General features: G+C 71.9%; 18 protein-coding genes. 13 read left to right on the forward strand and 5 right to left on the reverse strand.

All coding sequences use genetic code 11. The features are described from left to right. Nucleotides 1-67 precede the first annotated feature (67 nt). A complete protein-coding gene (gene rsmA / locus ACIOMQ_RS26285) occupies nucleotides 68-1,063 on the forward strand; it encodes a 16S rRNA (adenine(1518)-N(6)/adenine(1519)-N(6))-dimethyltransferase RsmA (RefSeq protein WP_402190603.1) in 996 nt (331 codons plus the stop codon). Continuing rightward, the gene (locus ACIOMQ_RS26290; protein WP_402190606.1) at nucleotides 1,060-1,959 is read left to right on the forward strand and encodes a 4-(cytidine 5'-diphospho)-2-C-methyl-D-erythritol kinase; all 900 of its coding nucleotides are present in this window, start codon (nucleotides 1,060-1,062) and stop codon (nucleotides 1,957-1,959) included. Before rsmA ends, ACIOMQ_RS26290 begins: the two co-directional genes overlap by 4 nt. Here the strand turns inward: ACIOMQ_RS26290 and ACIOMQ_RS26295 are convergent. Together ACIOMQ_RS26295 and ACIOMQ_RS26300 are read right to left on the reverse strand one after the other, a co-directional pair. Further along, complete coding sequence (locus ACIOMQ_RS26295; RefSeq protein ID WP_362199798.1) at nucleotides 1,947-2,207, reverse strand: Txe/YoeB family addiction module toxin; 261 nt, start codon at nucleotides 2,205-2,207, stop codon at nucleotides 1,947-1,949. The genes ACIOMQ_RS26290 and ACIOMQ_RS26295 overlap by 13 nt on opposite strands. Beyond that, the gene (locus tag ACIOMQ_RS26300; protein ID WP_401757394.1) at nucleotides 2,204-2,455 is read right to left on the reverse strand and encodes a type II toxin-antitoxin system Phd/YefM family antitoxin; all 252 of its coding nucleotides are present in this window, start codon (nucleotides 2,453-2,455) and stop codon (nucleotides 2,204-2,206) included. The genes ACIOMQ_RS26295 and ACIOMQ_RS26300 overlap by 4 nt, the downstream gene beginning before the upstream one ends. Before the next feature lie 151 nt (nucleotides 2,456-2,606). Here ACIOMQ_RS26300 and ACIOMQ_RS26305 point away from each other — a divergent pair, with 151 nt between their 5' ends. From ACIOMQ_RS26305 to ACIOMQ_RS26345, 9 genes are all read left to right on the forward strand, one after another. Next, nucleotides 2,607-4,424 carry an ABC-F family ATP-binding cassette domain-containing protein gene (locus ACIOMQ_RS26305; RefSeq protein WP_401266503.1) on the forward strand — a complete coding sequence of 606 codons (1,818 nt, stop codon included), beginning with the start codon at nucleotides 2,607-2,609 and terminating at the stop codon, nucleotides 4,422-4,424. 227 nt (nucleotides 4,425-4,651) lie between these two features. Continuing rightward, entirely contained in the window at nucleotides 4,652-6,541 is a 1,890-nt protein-coding gene (locus tag ACIOMQ_RS26310; protein WP_402190611.1) for a PQQ-binding-like beta-propeller repeat protein, read from the forward strand. Nucleotides 6,542-6,904: 363 nt separating this feature from the next. Further along, a complete protein-coding gene (locus tag ACIOMQ_RS26315; protein WP_402190614.1) occupies nucleotides 6,905-8,827 on the forward strand; it encodes a PQQ-binding-like beta-propeller repeat protein in 1,923 nt (640 codons plus the stop codon). A gap of 133 nt (nucleotides 8,828-8,960) precedes the next feature. Then, the gene (locus ACIOMQ_RS26320) at nucleotides 8,961-11,009 is read left to right on the forward strand and encodes a PQQ-binding-like beta-propeller repeat protein (protein WP_401757388.1); all 2,049 of its coding nucleotides are present in this window, start codon (nucleotides 8,961-8,963) and stop codon (nucleotides 11,007-11,009) included. Nucleotides 11,010-11,224: 215 nt separating this feature from the next. Beyond that, on the forward strand, nucleotides 11,225-11,944 hold the full coding sequence (locus ACIOMQ_RS26325) for a LuxR C-terminal-related transcriptional regulator (protein WP_362199816.1): 720 nt from the start codon (nucleotides 11,225-11,227) through the stop codon (nucleotides 11,942-11,944). Nucleotides 11,945-12,425: 481 nt separating this feature from the next. Beyond that, nucleotides 12,426-13,469, forward strand: a complete 1,044-nt coding sequence (gene galT / locus ACIOMQ_RS26330; RefSeq protein WP_362199819.1) for a galactose-1-phosphate uridylyltransferase — start codon at nucleotides 12,426-12,428, stop codon at nucleotides 13,467-13,469. After that, nucleotides 13,466-14,446 (forward strand): UDP-glucose 4-epimerase GalE, encoded by a 981-nt coding sequence (gene galE, locus ACIOMQ_RS26335; protein ID WP_362199822.1) that lies wholly within the window; start codon nucleotides 13,466-13,468, stop codon nucleotides 14,444-14,446. Before galT ends, galE begins: the two co-directional genes overlap by 4 nt. Next, a complete protein-coding gene (gene galK, locus ACIOMQ_RS26340) occupies nucleotides 14,443-15,609 on the forward strand; it encodes a galactokinase (protein ID WP_362199824.1) in 1,167 nt (388 codons plus the stop codon). Before galE ends, galK begins: the two co-directional genes overlap by 4 nt. A 313-nt stretch (nucleotides 15,610-15,922) precedes the next feature. Then, on the forward strand, nucleotides 15,923-16,726 hold the full coding sequence (locus ACIOMQ_RS26345; RefSeq protein WP_362199827.1) for a response regulator transcription factor: 804 nt from the start codon (nucleotides 15,923-15,925) through the stop codon (nucleotides 16,724-16,726). Here the strand turns inward: ACIOMQ_RS26345 and ACIOMQ_RS26350 are convergent. Next, nucleotides 16,685-17,182 carry a MarR family transcriptional regulator gene (locus ACIOMQ_RS26350; RefSeq protein WP_362199830.1) on the reverse strand — a complete coding sequence of 166 codons (498 nt, stop codon included), beginning with the start codon at nucleotides 17,180-17,182 and terminating at the stop codon, nucleotides 16,685-16,687. The two genes, ACIOMQ_RS26345 and ACIOMQ_RS26350, sit on opposite strands and share 42 nt — an antisense overlap. 87 nt (nucleotides 17,183-17,269) lie before the next feature. Here ACIOMQ_RS26350 and ACIOMQ_RS26355 point away from each other — a divergent pair, with 87 nt between their 5' ends. After that, nucleotides 17,270-18,067, forward strand: coding sequence for a trans-aconitate 2-methyltransferase (locus tag ACIOMQ_RS26355; RefSeq protein WP_402190618.1), 798 nt, complete (start codon nucleotides 17,270-17,272; stop codon nucleotides 18,065-18,067). Nucleotides 18,068-18,366: 299 nt separating this feature from the next. Here ACIOMQ_RS26355 and ACIOMQ_RS26360 read toward each other — a convergent pair whose 3' ends face one another. Next, nucleotides 18,367-19,053 carry a TetR family transcriptional regulator gene (locus ACIOMQ_RS26360; RefSeq protein ID WP_401266518.1) on the reverse strand — a complete coding sequence of 229 codons (687 nt, stop codon included), beginning with the start codon at nucleotides 19,051-19,053 and terminating at the stop codon, nucleotides 18,367-18,369. Further along, complete coding sequence (locus ACIOMQ_RS26365) at nucleotides 19,050-20,051, reverse strand: acyl-CoA desaturase (protein WP_362199839.1); 1,002 nt, start codon at nucleotides 20,049-20,051, stop codon at nucleotides 19,050-19,052. The genes ACIOMQ_RS26360 and ACIOMQ_RS26365 overlap by 4 nt, the downstream gene beginning before the upstream one ends. 286 nt (nucleotides 20,052-20,337) lie before the next feature. Between ACIOMQ_RS26365 and ppc the strand changes: the two genes are divergently transcribed. Next, nucleotides 20,338-23,067: a phosphoenolpyruvate carboxylase gene (gene ppc / locus ACIOMQ_RS26370; RefSeq protein ID WP_362199842.1), complete on the forward strand. Its 2,730-nt coding sequence runs from the start codon at nucleotides 20,338-20,340 to the stop codon at nucleotides 23,065-23,067. Nucleotides 23,068-23,091: the final 24 nt, after the last annotated feature.

Below are 23,091 nucleotides of genomic sequence, written 5' to 3' on the forward strand. Positions count from 1 at the left end.
GAGCGGTGGATCCCGTGCGCGCGCCGGGCGCGAGCCCCCGGTCGCGCCGCGGCCGTACGCTTACCGGGTGAGCACCACTGAGCCCGACGCCCTCCTGGGCCCCGCAGACATTCGCGAGCTGGCCGCCGAGCTGGGCGTACGCCCGACCAAGCAGCGCGGTCAGAACTTCGTCATCGACGCCAACACGGTCCGCAGGATCGTGCGGACGGCGGAGGTCCGCCCGGACGACGTCGTCGTCGAAGTCGGTCCGGGGCTCGGCTCGTTGACCCTGGCGCTGCTGGAGGCGGCGGACCGGGTCGTCGCCGTCGAGATCGACGACGTGCTGGCGGGCGCCCTGCCAGCCACGGTGGCCGCCCGGATGCCGGGACGCGCGGACCGGTTCGCGCTGGTGCACTCCGACGCGATGCTGGTCCGGGAGCTGCCGGGCCCGGCGCCGACCGCGCTGGTCGCGAACCTTCCGTACAACGTCGCCGTGCCGGTCCTGCTGACGATGCTGGAGCGGTTCCCGTCGATCGAGCGGACCCTCGTCATGGTGCAGGCCGAGGTCGCCGACCGGCTGGCCGCCAAGCCGGGCAACAAGGTCTACGGCGTGCCGTCGGTGAAGGCCAACTGGTACGCGGACGTGAAGCGGGCCGGGTCCATCGGCCGCAACGTCTTCTGGCCCGCCCCGAACGTCGACTCCGGTCTGGTCTCGCTGGTCCGGCGCACCGAGCCGATCCCGACGGGCGCGAGCAGGGCCGAGGTCTTCGCGGTCGTCGACGCGGCCTTCGCCCAGCGCCGCAAGACGCTGCGGGCGGCCCTGGCCGGCTGGGCGGGTTCCGCGCCCGCGGCCGAAGCGGCCCTGGTCGCGGCCGGGATCTCGCCGCAGGCCCGCGGCGAGGCGCTGACGGTCGAGGAGTTCGCCGCCATCGCCGAGAACAAACCGGCCGGGAACGAGCCCTCCGAAAACGGGCCCGCCGGGAACGAGCCCTCCGGCAACAAACCGGCTGGGAACGAGCCCGCCGGGAACGAACCCTCCGAAAACGGGCCCGCCGGGAACGAGCCCGCCGGGAGGGGCGAGTGAGCGTCACCGTCCGCGTACCCGCCAAGGTCAACGTCCAGCTCGCGGTCGGCGCCCCGCGCCCCGACGGCTTCCACGACCTGGCCAATGTCTTCCTCGCCGTCGGCCTGTACGACGAGGTCACCGTCAGCCCCGCCGACGAGCTGCGCGTCACCTGCTCGGGGCCGGACGCCGCGAAGGTCCCGCTGGACGCGACTAACCTCGCCGCCCGCGCCGCGATCGCCCTGGCCGAGCGGCACGGCATCACACCCGATGTGCACCTCCACATCGCCAAGGACATCCCCGTCGCGGGCGGTATGGCGGGCGGCAGCGCCGACGGTGCGGCCGCCCTGCTGGCCTGCGACGCCCTCTGGTCCACCGGCGCCACCCGGGAGGAGCTCCTCGCCATCTGCGCGGAGCTGGGCAGCGACGTTCCGTTCAGCCTGGTCGGCGGCGCGGCCCTCGGGGTCGGCCGCGGCGAGCGGCTGACCCCGATCGACGTCGGCGGAAGCTTCCACTGGGTCTTCGCGGTCGCCGACGGCGGGCTCTCCACCCCCGCCGTCTACGGCGAGTTCGACCGGCTCACGGCCGGTACGGACGTCCCGGCCCCCGCCGCGTCCGACGCGCTCCTGGACGCGCTGCGGGCCGGCGACACCGCCGCCCTCGCCGGCGCCCTGAGCAACGACCTCCAGCCCGCCGCGCTCTCCCTGCGCCCCTCCCTGGCCGACACCCTCGCCGCGGGCACCGCGGCCGGAGCCCTGGCCGCCCTGGTCTCGGGCTCCGGGCCGACCACCGCGTTCCTGGTGGCGGACGAGGAATCGGCGCGGAAGGTGGCCGAGGCCCTGATCACCTCGGGGACGTGCCGGAACGCCCGGACCGCGGTGTCCCCGGCGCCGGGGACGACGATTCAGCGGCCGTAGTGGTAGCGGCACGAGGCGACACGTACCTCGTCCTCGATCACGCGGTAGATGAGCCGGTGCTCCTCGCTGATCCTGCGGGACCAGTACACATGGAAATCCTGTCGCAGGGGCTCCGGTTTGCCGATCCCTTCGTTTCCGTTGCGGACGATGTCCTGGAGCAGGGCGTTGATCCGCTTGAGGGCCTTCCGGTCCTGGGTCTGCCACCACACGTAGTCCGTCCACGCGGATTCGTGCCGGACGAACTTCATTCGAGGAGCTCCCGTACCGTGCCGCCACCGTTCTCGAGATCGTCGATCGCCGCCAGGACGCGACGCGCGTTCTCGGGGCTGCGGTACAGGTAGGCCGTCTCCTTCAGGGACTCGTACTCATCGAGCGCCACGATCACCACGGGCTCGTGGCCGGCGCGCGTCACTATGACTTCTTCGCGGTCGTTGACAACAGCGCTCAGGGTCACGGCGTACTTGGCGCGCGATTCCGTGTAGGTCATGGTGCGCATACGCGCCTCCCGGTGTGCAGTGACGTACAGGAAGCTTGTACGTACGGAAAGCCGTACAGCCGGGGTCACCGGAAGGCAAGGCCGCCCGCGGAAACCCGCCCGCGGGCCCCGTACCCTGGGAAGTCGATCGATCCCCCGGGGCAGGAGTGAAATGGCCGTCAATCTGGTCAATGTCGAGCAGGTCAGCAAGGTGTACGGCACCCGTGCCCTGCTCGACGGCGTGTCGCTCGGCGTGTCCGAGGGGGACCGGATCGGTGTCGTCGGCCGCAACGGCGACGGCAAGACGACCCTCATCCGGATGCTGGCCAGGCTGGAGGAGGCGGACAGCGGCCGTGTCACCCACAGCGGCGGGCTGCGCCTCGGAGTCCTCACCCAGCACGACTCGCTCGACCCGGACGCGACCATCCGCCACGAGGTGATCGGTGATCTCGCCGACCACGAGTGGGCGGGCAGCGCCAAGATCCGCGACGTGCTCACCGGGCTCTTCGGCGGGCTCGCCCTGCCGGGCTTCGAGCACGGCCTGGACACCGTCATCGCGCCGCTCTCCGGCGGCGAGCGGCGCCGCATCGCGCTGGCCAAGCTGCTCATCGCCGAGCAGGACCTGATCGTCCTCGACGAGCCGACCAACCACCTCGACGTCGAGGGCATCTCCTGGCTGGCCGGACATCTGCGGGCCCGCCGCTCGGCGCTCGTCTGCGTCACCCACGACCGCTGGTTCCTCGACCAGGTCTGCACGCGCATGTGGGACGTCCAGCGCGGCACGGTCCACGAGTACGAGGGCGGCTACAGCGACTACGTCTTCGCCCGCGCCGAACGGGAGCGGATCGCCGCGACCGAGGAGTCCAAGCGGCAGAACCTCATGCGCAAGGAGCTGGCCTGGCTGCGCCGCGGCGCCCCCGCCCGTACCTCCAAGCCGCGCTACCGCATCGAGGCGGCCAACGAGCTGATCGCCGACGTGCCGCCGCCGCGCGACACCAGCGAGCTGATGAAGTTCGCCAACGCCCGCCTCGGCAAGACCGTCTTCGACCTGGAGGACGTGACCGTCCAGGCCGGCCCCAAGACGCTGCTCACCCACCTCACCTGGCAGCTCGGCCCCGGCGACCGGATCGGCCTGGTCGGGGTCAACGGCGCGGGCAAGACCTCGCTTCTGCGGGCGCTCGCCGAGGCGGCCCGGACGCAGGGCGACACCCAGCCCGCCGCCGGGCGGGTCGTCGTCGGCAAGACCGTCAGGCTGGCCTACCTCTCCCAGGAGGTCCACGAGCTCAACCCGAACCTGCGGGTGCTCGAAGCGGTCCAGCAGGTACGGGACCGGGTCGACCTGGGCAAGGGCCGGGAGATGACCGCGGGCCAGCTCTGCGAGCAGTTCGGCTTCTCCAAGGAGAAGCAGTGGACCCCGGTCGGCGACCTCTCCGGCGGTGAGCGGCGCCGGCTCCAGATCCTGCGTCTGCTGATGGACGAGCCGAACGTCCTCTTCCTCGACGAGCCCACCAACGACCTCGACATCGAGACCCTGACCCAGCTGGAGGACCTCCTCGACGGGTGGCCCGGGTCGATGATCGTGATCTCCCACGACCGGTTCTTCATCGAGCGGACCACGGACCGGGTGATGGCGCTGCTCGGCGACCGCACACTGCGGATGCTGCCGCGCGGGATCGACGAGTACCTGGAGCGCAGGCAGCGGATGGAGGAGGCGGCCACGCCCTCCGCCGCACCCGCGGCGGCCAAGGAGAAGGCGGCGCCGGTGGCGGCCGTCTCCCCGCAGGCCGCACGTGCGGCGAAGAAGGAACTGCAGAAGGTGGAGCGTCAGCTCGACAAGATCTCGACGCGGGAGACCTCGCTGCACGCACAGATCGCGGACAACGCCACGGACTTCGAGAAGGTGGCGAAGCTGGACGCGGAGCTGCGTGAACTGGTCGCGGAACGCGACGAGTTGGAGATGCGCTGGCTGGAACTGGCCGAGGACGCCTGATCGCTGGGGCGCCTTCGGTGTGAACGGGTCGCAGTGGTGTGAACCGTTCGCGGTGGTGTGAACCGGTCGCAGTGGTACGACCCGTGTGACCCGCATGTCTCGTGTGACCCGCGCGAATTGGTGCGAACAGGTGTGACCGGTGGGGTCTGTGGGGCGGGTGGTAGAAAGAAGGCTTGCCCGGCACAGGTGCAGATGCCGGCCCGGTCCGCACGAAGGGGGACGTGCTGATGACCCAGCCGCCCGGCCAGCAACCGCCGCAGGGAGGCTTCGGAGCCCCGTACGATCCGGCGCCGGGGCAGGCCCAGCCGCCGCCGCCCCCGCCGCCCGGACCCGGACCGGGGTACGGCTCCGCCCGGCCCGGCCCGTACAACGCGCCCGGCCGACCGGGACCGTACAACCCGCCCGCGCAGCCCGGTCCGTACAACCCGCCCGCGCAACCGGGCCCGTACGACGTGCCCGCACAGCCGGGTGCGTCCGGTCAGCCCGCGCAGCCCGGCCCGTACGGCGCGCCCGCACAACCGGGCCCCTACAACGCCCCCGCACAGCCGGGCCCGTACGGGATTCCGCAGCCCGGCCCGTACGGCGCGCCCGCACCGCCCGCCCACGGTTACCCGCAGCAACCGCAGACGCCCGGTCCAAGTGGCCCCTCCCGCGGACCGTTCCGGGGCAGGCCCGCAGTGATCATCGGGGCTGCTCTCGCCGCGCTCCTGGTCGTCGGCGGCGGTGTCTACCTCGGCACGGGCGGGGGCGGGAACGACAAACCCCTCGCCGAGGCGAGCGCGGAGAGCACCGATGGCGGGCAGCCGAGCACGCCGCCGCCGGCCAAGGCACCGAGCGGCGCGGACCGCATCAAGGAACGGGCCGCGGCCGACGCGCGGGAGACCAAGAATTTCAACGCCGGGCGCAAGCCGGGCGAAGCGCGGGTGGACTGGCTCCAGACCAACACCGTCGACCTGCCGCGCCTCGGCGCCGACGCGTACGGCCCCTGGGTGTTCGGCGACACGGTCGTCAGGGGCATGTACCGCACGCTCTCGGGCTATTCCGTGGCCGACGGTGAACAGCGGTGGTCCCTGAAGTTCGGCGCGAACATCTGCGCGGTGCCCAACGAGGCGTCGACCGACGGCAAGCTCGTGATCGGCCTCATGAACGGCACGTCCGACAAAGCCGACTGCGCGGAACTCCAGATGGTCGACCTGCGGACCGGCAAGGCGGGCTGGAAGAAGTCCGTCGACCGGAAGGGCGTGCAGGATCTGCTGTCGGACCTCGCCATGGGGATCAGCGGCGATGTCGTCACCTTCGGCCGCACCAGCGTGAGCAACGCCTACCGGGTCGCGGACGGCACGGAACTGAACATCGAGCAGCCCGGCAACTGCCGGCCCTTCGCCTTCGCGAGCGGCCCCCGGATGATCGCCGCCACGAGCTGCCTGACGGACGACGCCGATGTGCACAACGACCAGGTGCAGGAGTTCGATCCGGCCACCGGCAAGCCGAAGTGGACGTACAAGGTCAAGACCGGCTGGCAGGTGGACCACTTCTACTCGGTCAGCCCACTCGTGGTGTCGCTCAAGAAACGCGGTCAGTGGGGCATCGTCGCCCTGAACGAGAACGGCACCTACCGGTCCCAGATGACGGGCAAGGGGGACTACGCGGTGAGGTGCGCGGACGAGTACGCGGCGACCGTCAGGAACATCGACGGATGCATCGGCGCGGCGGCCGACGCGAACACGTTCTATCTGGCGACCAAGCAGGTGACGAGCGACACGGCACCCAACAACGCGGTCGTCGCCTTCGACCTGGACACCGGCAAGCAGAAATGGCGTGTGGAGTCCCCGGCCGGCCAGACCGTCCAGCCGCTGCGGATGGCGGGCTCCGACCTGCTGGTCCAGATCGAGGCGACCTATCGCAAGAGCGGAGGGCTCGCCACCGTCGCGCCCTCCGGCGGCGCCCTGCGGACGGTGCTGCGGTACCCGGCTTCGACGTCCCGGGTCGAGAGCAGCCTCTTCCTTCCCAGGGTCGTCTACACGGGCGGCCGTTCCTTCCTCATGAGCGCGGCGGTGAGGGAGCAGGGCGACAAGGAGGAGCTGAAGGCGAAGACCATGATCGTCTTCAGTGGGTGAGGGGCCGGAGGGGGCCGGACGGGCTCCGGAGCGCCGGTACGGGCGCTTCCGCGCGAACCTGCGTCCGTCCGTGACGAGTTGACCGACGGTCACCGCAGCTGCCGTCAGGAACCGGCCCCCAACTGCGTAACGGCGGCATCACGGGGCGGTTCTCCCTTGGGAACAGGGGGCGGACCGGCCCGGTGCCCGGGGTGTCGCGGGTGGTACAAAGAAGCCCCGCTCGACTGTCTTGACGCCGCGGAACTCATGCCCGATTCGCTCCTTTCCCAGGGGAATTCGGGGGTCTTGCCGGACCCCGTGAGCCCTGTGGAATCGCGGGGGAGACCGGAACGGGCACCGGACCGCACGAAGGGGGACGTGCTGATGACCCAGCCGCCCAGCCAGCAACCGCCGCAGGGAGGCTTCGGCGCACCGCAGGAGCCGCCGCAGGGAAGTCCTCAGCCGCCCCAGGGACCGCCGCAGACCCCGCCGCCCGCGCAGCCGCCCAAGGCGCCGGCCGCCCCGCAGACGCCCCCGCCGCCGCCCGCCCAGCCCGGTTACGGCTACCCGCAGGCTCCCGGCCAGGCTCCCGGCCAGGCCCCCGGCCAGGCCCCCGGTTACGGCCATCCCCAGCAGCCGGGCCCGTACAACCAGCAGCAGCCCGGCCCGTACAACCAGCAGCCGGGCCCCTATGCCCAGCAGCCCGGCCCGTACGGTCAGCAGCAGCCGGGCCCGTACAACCAGCAGCAGCCCGGCCCGTACAACCAGCCGACGCAGTCCGGCCCGTACGGCCAGCCGACGCAGCCCGGTTACGGCTACCCGCAGCAGCAGTACCCCGGCGCACCGGTCCCCGGCCCCGGCGGAGGCGACTCCTCCAAGCGCAAGCCCGCGCTGATCATCGGTGCCGCGGTCGTCGCGCTCCTCGTGATAGGCGGCGGCGTCTTCATAGCCACGAGCGGGGGCGGCGACGACAAGAAGCCCGTGGCGGAGAAGAGCGGCGACGCCAAGCCGAGCAACTCGCCCTCCGCCAACGAGGGCAACGGCAACGGCGACGGCCGCGAGGCCGACGACGACCTCAACGCCGGCCGCAAGGAGGGCGAGGCGAAGGTCCTCTGGCTGCAGAAGAACGACATCGACCTGCCGCGCAACGGCTCGGACGTGTACGGCCCCTGGGTCGTCGGTGACACCGTCGTCAAGGGCATGTACCGCACCGTCTCCGGCTACTCCGCGGCCGACGGCAAGCAGAAGTGGACACTGAAGCTGCCCGCCGACCTGTGCGCGGCGCCCTCGCAGCCCACCACCGACGGCAAGATCGTCATCGGGGTCGAGAACGGCACCACCGACAAGGCGAGCTGCGCGGACCTCCAGATGATCGACCTCAACACCGGCAAGGCCGGCTGGAAGAAGTCGGTCAAGCAGAACGGCGTCTGGGACCTGATGTCGGACATCTCGCTCGCCATCAGCGGAGACACCGTGACGGTGGGGCGTACCGGCAACTCCAACGCCTACCGGGTCAGCGACGGCAAGGAACTGTTCGGCAAGCAGCCGGGCAACTGCCAGCCGTTCGCCTTCGCGGGCGGGCCCAAGCTGATCGCCGCCTCCAGCTGCCGCACCGACGACGTCAACAATCCGCAGCACCAGATCCAGGAGCTCGACCCGGTCACCGGGAAGCCCCGGTGGACGTACCAGCCCAAGCGCGGCTGGGAGATCGACCGGGTCTACTCCGTGAGCCCGCTGGTGGTCTCCCTGAAGAAGGACAAGGAGTGGAGCATCCTCGCGCTCAGGGAGAACGGCTCGCTCCGCTCCGGACTCGCCAGTGACAAGAGCGACAAGTTCGCGCCGGACTGCGGCAGCACCTTCGCCATCTTCGGCAAGTCCCTGGACGGCTGCACCGGCGTCGCCGCCGACGCCAACACGTTCTACATGTCGACCTCGCCGGAATCCAGCGGCCTCACCCGTACGAACAAGGTCGTGGCGTTCGACCTGAACACCGGCAAGCCCAAGTGGAAGGCCGCTGCCCCGGCCGAGCGCACGGTGAAGCCGCTGCGCATGGAGGGCGGCAACGTGCTGCTCTACGTGGAGGCCGGTTACAACAAGGGCGGCGGGATCGCCACCCTCGCGCCGACCGGCGGCACGGTGAACATGGTGCTGAGGCACCCCGTGTCGATGTCCGAGATCGAGAGTTCCTTCTACAGCTCGAAGATCGTCTACGCGGGCGGCCGTTCCTTCATCGCGAGCGGACGGGTCAGTGCGCGCAACGACAAGGAAGAGCTGGAGACGAAGACCATGCTGGCCTTCGGCAACTGACGGCTCACCAAGGCTCTCGACGGCACCGGGCCGTCGGTGCCCGACGGCTCACGACCGGCAGCGGGCCGGACCACTCCCGACCGCTGCCGGTCCCGACCCACCGACTCCCTTTCCCCCCAGAGGTACGTACGCCATGACGCAGCCGCCCCAGCCGCCCCAGCCGCCCAACGAGCCGCCCCAGGGCGGGTTCGGTGCTCCGCAGGACCCCCCGCCTGGTGGGTTCGGTGCTCCGCAGGACCCCCCGCCGGGTGGGTTCGGTGCCCCGACCCCGCCGCCCGCCGACCCGTTCGGCAAGCAGCCGGACACTCCGCCCGCGGGTGGGTTCGGTGCCCCGCAGCCCCCGCCGCAGGCAGGCAGTCCACAGGCCCCCCCGCCGGCCGGCAACCCGCAGACCCCGCCGCCCGCGGGCGTCCCGCAGCAGCCGGTCCCCGGGTACGGCTACCCGCAGGCCGGGCCCCCGCAGCCGGGCTACGGCTACCCGCAGGCCGGGCCTCCGCAGCCCGGTTACGGGTATCCGCAGGCGCCCGTCCCCGGCCAGCCGCAGCAGGGCTACGGCTTCCCGCAGGGGCTGCCGCCCGGTCAGCCGCCCCAGCAGGGCTACGGCTTCCCGCAGGGGCTCCCGCCCGGTCAGCCGCCCCAGCAGGGGTACGGCTACCCGACCACCCCGACGCAGCAGCAGTACCCGCCGCAGCAGAACGGGGGCGGGAACGGGAACGGCGGCAAGAAGTTCTCCACCCAGATGCAGATCATCGTCGCCGCGTCGGTCGCCGTCGTGCTGATCGTCGCCGGGGGCGTCTGGTTCGCCTCCAGCGGCGGTGACGACGGCAAGAAGGACAAGGCGACCTCGTCCAGCGGCGGCACCGCCGAGGGCAAGGGCAGCGGCACGGGCGGCACGGTCGGTGGCGGCGGCACGGAGAAGGCACCGGCAGACCCCAAGTCCAAGCTCGCCTTCCAGCTGCCGGAGCCCAAGGTCACCGACGTCACCAAGGTCGACGGTTCCTGGGTGACCGACAAGGCGTACGTGAAGAGCGGCCTGAACGAGATAGTCGGCTACGACCTGGCCAAGGGCACCAAGCTGTGGTCCATCCCGCTGGCCGGCCGGCTCTGCGCTGCCTCGCGGCACATGTCCAAGGACTTCAAGACGGCCATCGCCTTCGAGGCGGGCAAGCCGACCAAGGCCAAGAAGTACCAGCCGTGCAACCGGGTCGGCGCGCTCGATCTGAACACCGGCAAGCTGATGTGGAGCAAGTCGGTGACCGCCGCCACCAGCGGTGACGAGCCGGTCAGGTACAGCGAGGTCACGCTCAGCGGCACCACGGTCGCCGCGGCCGGCACCGAGGGCGGCGCCGCGTTCGACCTCGACACCGGCGCCGAGCGCTGGAAGCCCAAGGTCTCCGCGGACGGCTGCTACGACGCCGGCTACGCCGGCGGCGAGGCCCTCGCCGTCGTCCGCAAGTGCGGCACGTACGACGACCCGCAGCTCGTCGTCCAGGCGCTGAACCCGACCAGCGGCGCCCCGCTCTCCTCGTACAAGATGCCGCCCGGCGTCGACTTCGCGAGCATCGTCTCCACCAAGCCGCTGGTCGTCGCGGCCGACGTCGGCGACACCGCCGGTGACGGCAGCGGCATCTCGGACTTCTTCTCGATCGACGCCTCCACCGGCAAGCTGCTCACCCGGATCGCGGCGGACGGCGAGAAGTACGCCGCGCGCTGCGCCTCCACCGAGGTCGAGAGCTGCCAGAAGCTGGCCGTCGGCAACAACCGCATCTACGTGCCGACCGAGGACCACGAGGGCACCGGCGAGTACGGCGACACCAACGAGATCGTCTCCTTCGACCTCACCACGGGCAAGCCGACCAGTGACCGGGCCGACGCGGGCGACCGCTACACGATGTACCCGCTCCGCATGGACGGCGGCAACATCATCGCGTACAAGAGGCCCCCCTACGACAAGGGCGGCCAGATCGTCTCCATCGACGGCTCCACCTTCAAGCAGACCTTGCTGATGGAGAACCCGGGCGAGGAGTCCGTCCGCGACGCCGAGAACAGCTTCTCCGGGGACTACTCCGAGATGATCTACTCCGCCGGCCATCTGTTCATCTCGCAGACGATGCTCAGCAAGCCGAGCGGGAGTTCGCTGGACGACAAGGAGTACCTCGCCGTCTCCTTCGCCACCGGCTGATCCCTCCGCGGTACCTGTGACCCGGCCCTGCCGGTCGATCATTCGACCGGCAGGGCCGATCGTTTTCCGCCCGCCGAGCAGCCCTGAATGGCACATAATCCGACACTCCGGGGCCCTTCTGCCGGGTAAGGGGTCCGCAACGTCGAACAAGCGTGTAGCTTGCCGGGTCAGGGCGGGCCGGGGGGCCTGGTGCCGGTGCTACGGGGGTGTGCTCGATGGGCGTGCGGCTCATGGTGGTCGATGATCACCGACTGCTCGCCGAGGCGCTCGCCTCGGCGCTGAGACTGCGCGGTCACCGAGTGCTCGCGGCGGCCGCGCCGACCACGGGGGCGGCGGAACTCGTGGTCAGCAGGGCGCCGGAGGTCTGTCTCTTCGGCACCGCGGCCCCCGCCGAACCGGGGGCCTTCGACCCGATCGTACGGATCCGGCGGGAGCGCCCGCAGGTGGCCGTGGTGGTGCTCGGTCCGGTGCCCAGTCCGCGCGGGATCGCCGCGGCCTTCGCCGCCGGCGCCGCGGGATACGTCCGCCACGACGAGCGCATGGAGGGCGTCGAACGGGCGATGGCCAAGGCGCGCGCGGGAGAGGCCGCGGTGGCGCCGCAGTTGCTCCAGGGCGCCTTCGCCGAGCTGCTCAATCCGGCCGCGGCGCCGGACGACGAGGGTCAGCGGCTGCTGGAGCTGCTGACCCCGCGCGAGATCGAGGTCCTGGTGCGGGTCGCCGAGGGTGAGGACACCCGGCTGATCGCGGCCGGGATGCGGATCGCGTCGAGCACCGCGCGCACCCATGTGCAGCGGGTGCTGATGAAGCTGGGTGTCGGCTCCCGGCTGGAGGCCGCGGCGCTCGCGGCCCGCACGGGGCTGCTGGACCGGGCGGCACCGCTGGGCCGGCCGCTCGACGACCCCGTCGGCGAGAAGGGGCCCGGCGGCATCGGGTGATGCCTGCCGGACCCTGCCGAAGGCCGTCCGCCGTCCGCCGTCCGCCGTCCGCCGTCCGCCGTCCACCGTCCGCCGTCGGTCGGGTCCGGGGCCCTGAAGAGCGTGACGGCGACCCTGACCACCGCACCGGCGACGAAGCCGACGATCGCGGTGACGAGGCCCACGGCCACGGGGACGGAATCGGCGTCCCGGCCCGTGGGGATTCGATGACCCCCTGTTCATAGATCACGAAGAGATCTGCCATCGCGGCGATGACACCCGCGCCCGGCCCCGGCCTCCGTGGTCCGGTCGCCGGCCCCAGCCCCCGGCCCCTGGCCCTCACCGGACGCCGCCCTGCCCCGCCCCCCCCAGCCCCCGGACACACGCGCGCGGAGGCCCTGATCGCAGGTGCTCCGTGCCCACCGCTCATGCCGTCGGCAGTCTCATTGACGTGCCTGTTGACTTGTGGTTCATTGTGTTTGTTTATGTTTGGAGGAACTTGGTGAAGAAGACGGTTACGACGCTCGCCGACGGCCGGGAGCTGCTCTACTACGACAGCCGTGACGATGCCGTGCGCGATGCCGTCGACCGGCGGCCCCTCGGCCCCGTCTCGACCTCGTCCGAGATCCGTCGTGACCCGTTCCTCGGTGACAGCGTCGCCATCGCCTCGCACCGCCAGGGCCGCATCTACCATCCGCCGGCCGACGAGTGCCCGCTCTGCCCCTCGCGGGACGGCCGGCTGAGCGAGATCCCCGAGGCGGACTACGACGTCGCCGTCTTCGAGAACCGCTTCCCCTCGCTCGCGGGCGATTCCGGCCGCTGCGAGGTCGTCTGCTTCACCTCCGACCACGACGCGTCGTTCGCCGACCTGACCGAGGACCGGGCCGCCCTGGTCCTGGAGGCATGGACCGACCGCACCGCCGAACTCGCCGGGCTCGCACAGGTCGAGCAGGTCTTCTGCTTCGAGAACCGCGGTGCCGAGATCGGCGTCACGCTCGGCCATCCGCACGGGCAGATCTACGCGTACCCCTTCGTCACCCCGCGCACCGAGCTGATGCTCCGCTCGATGGAGGCCCACCGCGCCGGGACCGGCCGCAACCTCTTCGACGACGTCGTGGCCCGCGAGGAGGAGGACGGCTCGCGGATCGTCATCGCCGGCGAGCACTGGGTCGCCTTCGTGCCGTACGCGGCGCACTGGCCGTACGAGGTGCACCTCCACCCCCGCCGCCGCGTTCCCGACCTGCGGGGGCTGGACGAGGCCGCGCGCACGGAGTTTCCACAGGTGTATCTGGAACTCTTGAGGCGATTCGACCGGATCTTCGGCCCCGGGGAGCCGCCGACGCCGTACATCTCGGCCTGGCACCAGGCCCCGTTCCGGGCCCCCGGCCGGGAGGACTTCGGGCTCCATCTGGAGCTTTTCACCATCCGACGTACCTCCGGCAAGCTGAAGTTCCTCGCGGGTTCCGAATCCGGCATGAACGTGTTCATCAACGATGTGCCGCCGGAAGCCGCGGCCCAGCGACTGCGAGAGGTAGCGAGCGAGTGAGCAAGCCCCAGAAGAAGTACCTGGTCACGGGCGGCGCGGGATATGTCGGCAGCGTGGTCGCCCAGCATCTGCTGGAGGCCGGTCACGCGGTCACCGTCCTCGACGACCTGTCGACCGGGTTCCGGGAGGGCGTCCCGGCCGGGGCCGAGTTCGTCGAGGGCCGCGTCCAGGACGCGGCGAAGTGGCTGGACGCCTCCTACGACGGAGTGCTGCACTTCGCCGCCTGCTCACAGGTCGGCGAGTCCGTCGCGGACCCGGAGAAGTACTGGCTGAACAACGTCGGGGGCTCCGTCGCACTGCTCGCCGCGATGCGGGACGCCGGGGTCCGGACCCTGGTCTTCTCCTCCACCGCCGCGACCTACGGCGAACCGGTCAAGTCCCCCATCACCGAGTCCGACGCGACCGCGCCCACCAACCCCTACGGCGCCACCAAGCTCGCCGTCGACCACATGATCACCGGCGAGGCGGCCGCCCACGGACTGGCCGCGGTCTCGCTGCGCTACTTCAACGTGGCCGGCGCGTACGGCGGTTGCGGGGAACGGCACAGCCCCGAGTCGCACCTCATCCCGCTGGTCCTCCAGGTCGCCCTCGGCCGGCGCGAGTCGATCTCCGTGTACGGCGACGACTACCCGACCCCCGACGGCACCTGCGTCCGCGACTACATCCACGTTGCCGATCTCGCCGAGGCCCACCTGCTGGCCCTGGACGCGGCCGCCGCGGGCGAGCACCTGATCTGCAACCTCGGCAACGGCAACGGCTTCTCCGTGCGCGAGGTCATCGAGACCGTCCGTGCCGTCACCGGCCACCCGGTCCCCGAGACCACGGCGCCGCGCCGCGCCGGCGACCCCGCCGTGCTGGTCGCCTCCGCCGCCACCGCCCGGGAGCGGCTCGGCTGGACGCCGTCCCGCGCCGACCTGACCGGAATCGTCTCCGACGCCTGGACGTTCGCCCGCCGAGAGGAACCCACCGCCCCATGACCGGGAACAGCGAGCTGATCGCCGGCTTCACCGAGCTCTACGGGAACGCCCCCGAAGGAGTCTGGGCGGCGCCCGGCCGGGTCAACCTGATCGGCGAGTACACCGACTTCAACGACGGCTTCGTGATGCCGCTCGCGCTGCCGCACGCCGCGCGCGCCGCCGTCGCCCGCCGCACCGACGGCGAGCTGCGGCTCCACTCGACCGACGTACCGGGCGGCGTCGTCCGGCTCCGGGTCGACGAGCTGGCCCCGCACCAGGGGCACGGCTGGGCGGCGTACCCGGCGGGTGTCGTCTGGGCGCTGCGCGAGGCCGGCCACCCGGTCACCGGGGCGGACATCCAGCTGACCTCCACCGTCCCCACCGGCGCCGGGCTCTCCTCCTCCGCGGCCCTCGAAGTCGTCACCGCGTTCGCTCTCAACGACCTCTTCGGGCTCGGGCTCTCCGCCTCGGAGCTGGCGGTGGCCGGCCAGCGCGCCGAGAACGCGTTCGTCGGTGTGCCGTGCGGGGTCATGGACCAGATGGCCTCCGCCTGCTGCACCGAGGGCCACGCCCTGTACCTCGACACCCGCGACCTCACCCAGCGCCAGGTCCCCTTCGACCTGGCCGCCCACGGACTGCGGCTGCTGGTCGTCGACACCCAGGTCAAGCACGCGCTCGGCGACGGCGCGTACGCCGAGCGGCGGGCCGGCTGCGAGGCAGGTGCGGCGGCGCTCGGGATACGTACCCTGCGCGAGCTGCCGTACGACGGACTCGGCGCGGCCCTGGACACCCTGGCCGAGGCCGGCGTGGACGAGTCCGTGGTGCGCTGCGTACGCCATGTGGTCAGCGACAACGAGCGGGTGAAGCAGGTCATCGCCCTGCTCGACGCGGGCGAGGTGCGGGCCGCGGGCCCGGTCCTCGACGCGGGGCACGCCTCGCTCCGCGACGATCTGCGCGTCTCCTGCCAGGAGTTGGACCTGGTGGTGTCGGCGGCGGGCGAGGCCGGCGCGCTCGGCGCGCGGATGACCGGCGGCGGCTTCGGCGGCTCGGCGATCGTCCTGGTGGAGGAGGAGCGGGCGGAGCCCGTCGCCGCGTCCGTGCTGGCGGCGTTCGCTTCGGCGGGGTACGCGGCGCCGCGGATCTTCCCCGCGGTTCCTTCGGCGGGTGCCCGGCGCCTCCACTGAGGTTCTCCGCCTCGGGCGGAACCCGGGCCACGCCCCGAGAATCGACCGGCACCGGCCAACTGCGGGCCGGAGTAGGCCAGTTCTGCCAATCGCCTTCCGCATCGGCCGTACGGCCGTACGCTGATGGGTGGTACCGGTGGGGGCCGGTGCCGATTCAGGGGTACGGGACAGTCGGGTACGGCGCCCGGGGCGGGTGGCGGTCGGCACACGGCGGCGGTCGTGGGGCTGCGGTCCATCTCCCCGATCCGGGCGGCCGTACCCGCGCCGTTGCGTCCCTTCGTCGGGCCGGGGGTGGCCCAGGAACAGAGGCGACATGGGGGTGCCTGTGGTTCGTATCCGGGTTCTCGTGGTGGACGACCATCGCATTTTCGCCGAGTCGCTCGCGGCGGCGCTCGCGGCCGAGCCGGACGTCGAAGTGGCGGCGGCGGGCAGTGGCCCCGCCGCGCTGCGCTGCCTGGACCGGGCCGCCGCCGAAGGGCGCGGTTACGACGTGATGCTGGTCGACGCCGAACTGGGCATCCTGTCCGGGGCGAGGGGCCGCCGGGCACCCGTTCCGGTGCCCCGAGGCGGTGAGGACGCCCCGGTGGACGGCATCTCGCTGGTCGCCGGGGTCCGTTCGGGCCGCCCCTCCGTGCACACGGTGGTGCTCGCCGAGAAGGACGACCCGGTCCGCGCCGCGCTGGCGCTGCAGGCCGGGGCCTCGGGGTGGGTGGCCAAGGACTGCTCGCTGCAACGGCTGCTCACGGTCGTCCGGGGGGTGCTGCGCGGCGAGACACATCTGCCCCCCGCCCTGCTCACGGGCGTGCTGCGGGAACTGACGGCGGCGCGCAAGCACCGCACCGAGAGCGAGCGGCTGGTCGAGTCGCTGACCCCGCGCGAGCGCGAGGTGCTGCGCTGCATGGTGGCGGGGCTGGGGCGCAAGGCGGTGGCGGAACGGCTCTACCTCTCCCCGCACACGGTGCGTACGCACATGCAGAACGTGCTGGGGAAGCTGGGTGTGCACTCGACGCTGGCGGCGGTCGCACTGGCCCGACGGGCGGGTGTCGGGCCGGCCGACCTGGAACCGGCCCGGGTGTCAGCCGGGGACGTTGTCGAACGGGGCGGTCAACTGGCGTAGCAGTCCGGCCAGTTCGCCTCGCTGTTGAGTGGAGAGCTCGCTCAGGATGGCGCGTTCCTGGGCGAGCAGCCCGGCCAGTGACTGGTCGGCCTTGTCGCGCCCTTCGGCGGTGAGCCGGACCAGTACGCCGCGGCGGTCGCTAGGGTCGGGGAGCCGCTCGACGAGGTTCTTCTTGGTCAGTCGGTCGATGCGGTTGGTCATCGTGCCGGAGGTGACCAGGGTCTGGGTGAGCAGTTGGCCGGGGGAGAGCTGGTAGGGGGCGCCGGCGCGGCGCAGTGACGTCAGCACGTCGAACTCCCACGGCTCCAGATGGTGCTCGGAGAAGGCGATCCGGCGGGCCCGGTCCAGATGGCGGGCCAGGCGGGAGACGCGGCTGAGCACCTCGAGTGGTTCCACGTCGAGGTCGGGGCGCTCGCGGCGCCATGCAGCGACCAGTCGGTCGACCTCGTCCTCCATGTGGATCAGTGTAGAGGGTCTGTCGACATGAAGTCTCTTGAATTCAAGTGTCTTGACATCAAGATACCCTCCGGTGATCCTGTCCCCATGACCGCACCCACCTGGGATCCGCAGCAGTACCTGCGTCACGCGGACCATCGCACCCGCCCCTTCCGCGACCTCCTGGCCCGCATCGCCGAGCCTCCGGCCGCCCCCGCGCCCCGCATCGCCGACCTCGGCTGCGGCGCGGGAAACGTCACCGTCCTCCTCGCCGACCGCTGGCCGAGGGCCCGGATCACCGGCTACGACAACTCCCCGCAGATGCTGGAGCGGGCGCGGGCCCACGCCGGCCCCCTCCTGGACTTCGCCGAGGCCGACGCCGCGACCTGGACCCCCGGGGAGCCGTACGACCTGATCGTCTCCAACGCCCTGCTCCAGTGGGTCCCGGACCACATCGCCCGCTTCCCGGTCTGGCTGGACGCGATCACCCCCGGCGGGACGTTCGCCCTCCAGGTCCCCGGCAACTTCGATCAGCCCAGCCATGTCCTGATGCGGGAACTCGCCGGCTCCCCGCGCTGGCGCGACCGCCTGGGCGGCGTACTGCGCCACGGCGACGCGGTGCCCGGCCCCGCCGCCTATCTCGACGCGCTGACGGCCCCCGGCATCACGGCCGACGTCTGGGAGACCACGTATCTGCATCTGCTGCCCGGAAAGGATCCGGTGCTCGACTGGGTGAAGGGCACCGGGCTGCGCCCCGTCCTGACGGCACTGGCCGACGACCCCGGGGCCTGCGAGGCGTTCCTCGCCGACTACCGCGACCTGCTGCGCACCGCCTACCCCGAGGGCCCGCACGGCACGGTCTTCCCGTTCCGCCGCATCTTCGCCGTGGCCCGCAAGGAGACGTGACGACCGCCGCCGCCGACCACGTCCGACCGGCCGCCCCGGCAGGCTCGGAGCACGCGCCGCGCACGGACCGCGCACGGACCGTGCGGACACCCCGGGCAGGACGGAAACCTTCTGCTGGTGGCCGGGCGCCACGGCCCGTGGTTCTGCCGGGCGGCTGAGCGCGAGCCCCACGGCCCGTGCTCCTGCCGGCGGCTGAGCCCCGTGCCGTGCTCCTGCCCGGAGGCCGGGCTCCGTGGCCGTGTTCCTGCCGGCGGCTGAGCTCCGTGGCTCGTGCTCCTGCCGGTGAGCGGCTGTCCCGCTCAGCTCTTGCGGTGCCCGATCAGCCGCGGCTTCGACTCCAGGTTCTCCAGGCCGTGCCAGGCCAGGTTCACCAGATGTGCCGCGACCTCCGCCTTCTTCGGCTTGCGGGCGTTGACCCACCACTGGCCGGTCAGGGCGACCATGCCGACCAGGGCCTGGGCGTACAGCGGGGCCAGCTTCGGGTCGAAGCCGCGGGCCTTGAACTCCAGGCCCAGGATGTCCTCCACCTGGGTGGCGATGTCGCTGATGAGGGAGGCGAAGGTGCCGGTCGACTGGGCGACGGGGGAGTCGCGGACCAGGATGCGGAAGCCGTCCGTGTACGTCTCGATGTAGTCGAGCAGGGCGAACGCGGCCTGCTCCAGGAGTTCGCGGGGATGGCCCGCGGTCAGGGCGCCGGTGACCATGTCGAGGAGCTGGCGCATCTCGCGGTCGACCACGACGGCGTACAGGCCCTCCTTGCCGCCGAAGTGCTCGTAGACGACCGGCTTGGAGACGCCCGCGCGGGACGCGATCTCCTCCACCGAGGTGCCCTCGAAGCCCTTGTCGGCGAAGAGGGTGCGGCCGATGTCCAGCAGCTGCTCGCGGCGTTCCTTGCCGGTCATCCGCACCCGGCGGGTGCGCCGGGTGGAGGGGGGACGGTTGTTCTGGCTGCTGGTACTGGAGTCGGTCGCCACGTCGTCAATCATGCCGCGTCGACGCGGGGGCGGTCGCGGCGGGCGTCGATACGGCGGGACGCGATGCGGGCGGAGTCCGGCCAGCGCACGTCGGACGCCCAGCCCAGCTTCTCGAACCAGCGGATCAGCCGCGCGCTCGAATCGATCTGCCCCTTCAGCACCCCGTGCCGCGCGCTCGTCGGGTCCGCGTGGTGCAGGTTGTGCCAGGACTCGCCGCAGGACAGCACCGCGAGCCACCACACGTTCCCGGACCGGTCACGGGACTTGAAGGGGCGCTTGCCGACCGCGTGGCAGATGGAGTTGATCGACCAGGTGACGTGGTGCAGCAGCGCCACCCGGACGAGAGAGCCCCAGAAGAACGCGGTCGCCGCGCCCCACCACGACATCGTCACCAGACCGCCCACCAGCGGCGGAAGCAGCAGCGAGGCGGTCGTGAAGGTGAGGAAGTGGCGGGAGATCCCGCGGATCGCCGGGTCCTTGACCAGGTCGGGGGCGTACGTCTGCTGCGGAGTCTGCTCCTCGTCGAACATCCAGCCGATGTGCGCCCACCACAGGCCCTTCAGCAGGGCGGGGAGGCTCTCGCCGAACCGCCACGGCGAGTGCGGGTCGCCCGCCGCGTCGGAGAAGCGGTGGTGCTTGCGGTGGTCGGCCACCCAGCGCACCAGCGGACCCTCCACGGCCAGGGAACCCGCGACGGCCAGGGCGATGCGGAGCGGGCGCTTCGCCTTGAAGGAGCCGTGGGTGAAGTAGCGGTGGAAGCCGATCGTGATGCCGTGGCAGCCGATGAAGTACATCGCCACCAGCAGGCCCACATCGAGCCAGCTCACGCCCCGGCCCCAGGCCAGCGGGACCGCGGCGGCCAGTGCCGCGAACGGCACCACGATGAACAGCAGGAGGGCGAGCTGCTCGACCGACCGTTTCCTGTCCCCGCCGAGCGTGGCGGAGGGGAGGGCCTGGCCGTGGGCCGGGGGTGGCTGGTCGTCGTCGATCGCGGCGGGGCTGGTGTTCATGGGGGGTCCCCTGGGGATGAGGAGTACGACGGATAGCTCTGGCTACGCATCCGTAACCTACGGCTACGTAAGTATGGCAGCGCGGAAGCCTGCGGCACGAGAGCGCGGCGGACCGCCTGTGAAGGGAAACCCGAACGGGGCGCGAGCGTCGCCGAAGGCGTGGACACCTATCCTGGTGGGGTCGGACAGCGCGGTCCGCACTCTGCTTTCCCGGGGTGGCGTCAGCAGCGCTGCCGACCGCGGCCCCGGAAACCTCGTGCACCACCACTGCAAGGAGCCGCACACTGTGAGCAGTGCCGACCAGACCCCTGCCGCCAGCCCCGAGCTGCGCGCCGACATCCGCCGCCTCGGCGACCTGCTGGGCGAGACCCTCGTACGCCAGGAGGGCCAGGAACTCCTCGACCTCGTCGAGCGGGTCCGCGCCCTGACCCGCACCGACGGCGAGGCCGCGGCCGAACTCCTCGGCGACACGGACCTGGAGACCGCCGCGCAGCTCGTGCGGGCCTTCTCCACCTACTTCCACCTCGCCAACGTCACCGAACAGGTCCACCGCGCCCACGAGATGCGCGACCGCCGCGCCGCCGAGGGCGGGCTCCTCGCCCGTACCGCCGACCGGCTGAAGGACGCGGACCCGGACCACCTGCGCGAGACCGTCCGGAACCTCAACGTACGGCCCGTCTTCACCGCGCACCCGACCGAGGCCGCCCGGCGCTCCGTGCTGAACAAGCTCCGCCGCATCGCCGAGCTGCTGGAGACGCCCGTCATCGACGCCGACCGGCGCCGCCAGGACCTGCGGCTCGCCGAGAACATCGACCTCATCTGGCAGACCGACGAACTGCGCGTGGTCCGGCCCGAGCCGGCCGACGAGGCCCGCAACGCCATCTACTACCTCGACGAACTGCACACCGGCGCCGTCGGGGACGTACTGGAGGACCTGGCGGCCGAGCTGGAGCGGGTCGGCGTCGAACTGCCCGCGGGCACCCGCCCCCTCACCTTCGGCACGTGGATCGGCGGTGACCGCGACGGCAACCCCAACGTGACGCCCGCCGTCACCCGGGAAGTGCTGATCCTCCAGCACGAGCACGGCATCACCGACGCGCTGGAGCTCGTCGACCACCTGCGCGGACAGCTCTCCAACTCCATCCGCTACACCGGCGCCACCGACGAGCTGCTGACCTCGCTCCAGGCCGACCTGGAGCGGCTCCCCGAGATCAGCCCGCGCTACAAGCGGCTGAACGCCGAGGAGCCGTACCGCCTCAAGGCCACCTGCATCCGGCAGAAGCTCGTCAACACCCGCGAGCGCCTCGCCGGCGGCACCCCGCACCGCCCCGGCTGCGACTACCTCGGCACCGCCGAACTCGTCGCCGACCTGGAACTCATCCAGACCTCCCTGCGGGAGCACCGCGGCGGCCTGTTCGCCGACGGCCGGATGGACCGCACCATCCGGACGCTCGCCGCGTTCGGCCTCCAGCTCGCCACCATGGACGTGCGCGAGCACGCGGACGCCCACCACCACGCCCTCGGCCAGCTCTTCGACCGGCTCGGCGAGGAGTCCTGGCGCTACGCCGACATGCCGCGCGACTACCGGCAGAAGCTGCTCGCCAAGGAGCTGCGCTCGCGCCGCCCGCTCGCCCCGACCCCGGCCCCCCTCGACGCCGCCGGCGAGAAGACCCTCGGCGTCTTCCACACCGTCAAGGAAGCCTTCGAGCGGTTCGGCCCCGAGGTCATCGAGTCCTACATCATCTCCATGTGCCAGGGCGCCGACGACGTCTTCGCGGCCGCCGTCCTGGCCCGCGAGGCGGGCCTGGTCGACCTGCACGCCGGCTGGGCCAAGATCGGGATCGTCCCGCTCCTGGAGACCACCGACGAACTGCGCGCCGCCGACGTCATCCTCGACGAGATGCTCGCCGACCCCTCGTACCGCCGGCTCGTCTCGCTCCGCGGCGACGTGCAGGAGGTCATGCTCGGATACTCCGACTCCTCCAAGTTCGGCGGCATCACCACCTCGCAGTGGGAGATCCACCGGGCCCAGCGCCGGCTGCGTGACGTCGCGCACCGCTACGGCGTGCGGCTGCGGCTCTTCCACGGCCGCGGCGGCACCGTCGGCCGCGGCGGCGGCCCCTCGCACGACGCGATCCTCGCGCAGCCGTGGGGCACCCTCGAAGGCGAGATCAAGGTGACCGAGCAGGGCGAGGTCATCTCCGACAAGTACCTCATCCCCGCGCTCGCCCGGGAGAACCTGGAGCTGACCGTCGCGGCCACCCTCCAGGCCTCCGCGCTGCACACCGCGCCCCGCCAGTCCGACGAGGCCCTCGCCCGCTGGGACGCGGCGATGGACACCGTCTCCGACGCCGCGCACGCCGCGTACCGCAGGCTGGTCGAGGACCCGGACCTGCCCGCGTACTTCTTCGCCTCCACCCCGGTCGACCAGCTCGCCGAGCTGCACCTCGGCTCGCGCCCGTCGCGGCGTCCGGACTCCGGCGCGGGCCTGGACGGGCTGCGTGCCATCCCGTGGGTCTTCGGCTGGACCCAGTCCCGGCAGATCGTGCCCGGCTGGTACGGCGTCGGCTCCGGCCTCAGGGCACTGCGCGAGGCCGGTCTGGACACCGTTCTGGACGAGATGCACGAGCACTGGCACTTCTTCCGGAACTTCATCTCGAACGTGGAGATGACGCTCGCCAAGACCGATCTGCGGATCGCCCGCCACTACGTCGACACGCTCGTCCCCGACGAGCTGAAGCACGTCTTCGCCGACATCGAGGCCGAGCACGCGCTCACGGTCCAGGAGGTCCTCAAGGTCACCGGCGAGTCCGAACTGCTCGGCACCAGCCCGGTGCTCCAGCAGACCTTCGCCATCCGGGACGCCTACCTGGACCCGATCTCCTACCTCCAGGTCTCGCTGCTGGCCCGCCAGCGCGAGGCGGCGGAACGCGGCGAGGCGGCGGACCCGCTGCTCGCCCGGGCCCTGCTGCTCACCGTGAACGGTGTCGCCGCGGGTCTGCGCAACACCGGCTGAGCCGCCGGAGCGCGGGCGCGGTCC

The organism is Streptomyces sp. NPDC087845, from assembly GCF_044742755.1.
Lineage (GTDB): Bacteria > Actinomycetota > Actinomycetes > Streptomycetales > Streptomycetaceae > Streptomyces.

What these genes read in the sequence shown, in the direction of transcription:
- ACIOMQ_RS26305 (WP_401266503.1), top strand. Translation starts at nt 2,607, where the DNA reads ATGGCCGTCAATCTGGTCAATGTCGAGCAGGTCAGCAAGGTGTACGGC.
- ACIOMQ_RS26315 (WP_402190614.1), top strand. Translation starts at nt 6,905, where the DNA reads ATGACCCAGCCGCCCAGCCAGCAACCGCCGCAGGGAGGCTTCGGCGCA.
- ACIOMQ_RS26300 (WP_401757394.1), bottom strand. Translation starts at nt 2,455, where the DNA reads ATGCGCACCATGACCTACACGGAATCGCGCGCCAAGTACGCCGTGACC.
- ACIOMQ_RS26345 (WP_362199827.1), top strand. Translation starts at nt 15,923, where the DNA reads ATGGGGGTGCCTGTGGTTCGTATCCGGGTTCTCGTGGTGGACGACCAT.
- ACIOMQ_RS26350 (WP_362199830.1), bottom strand. Translation starts at nt 17,182, where the DNA reads ATGGAGGACGAGGTCGACCGACTGGTCGCTGCATGGCGCCGCGAGCGC.
- galK (WP_362199824.1), top strand. Translation starts at nt 14,443, where the DNA reads ATGACCGGGAACAGCGAGCTGATCGCCGGCTTCACCGAGCTCTACGGG.
- ACIOMQ_RS26360 (WP_401266518.1), bottom strand. Translation starts at nt 19,053, where the DNA reads ATGATTGACGACGTGGCGACCGACTCCAGTACCAGCAGCCAGAACAAC.
- ACIOMQ_RS26355 (WP_402190618.1), top strand. Translation starts at nt 17,270, where the DNA reads ATGACCGCACCCACCTGGGATCCGCAGCAGTACCTGCGTCACGCGGAC.
- ACIOMQ_RS26325 (WP_362199816.1), top strand. Translation starts at nt 11,225, where the DNA reads ATGGGCGTGCGGCTCATGGTGGTCGATGATCACCGACTGCTCGCCGAG.
- ACIOMQ_RS26295 (WP_362199798.1), bottom strand. Translation starts at nt 2,207, where the DNA reads ATGAAGTTCGTCCGGCACGAATCCGCGTGGACGGACTACGTGTGGTGG.
- ACIOMQ_RS26320 (WP_401757388.1), top strand. Translation starts at nt 8,961, where the DNA reads ATGACGCAGCCGCCCCAGCCGCCCCAGCCGCCCAACGAGCCGCCCCAG.
- ACIOMQ_RS26310 (WP_402190611.1), top strand. Translation starts at nt 4,652, where the DNA reads ATGACCCAGCCGCCCGGCCAGCAACCGCCGCAGGGAGGCTTCGGAGCC.
- ACIOMQ_RS26365 (WP_362199839.1), bottom strand. Translation starts at nt 20,051, where the DNA reads ATGAACACCAGCCCCGCCGCGATCGACGACGACCAGCCACCCCCGGCC.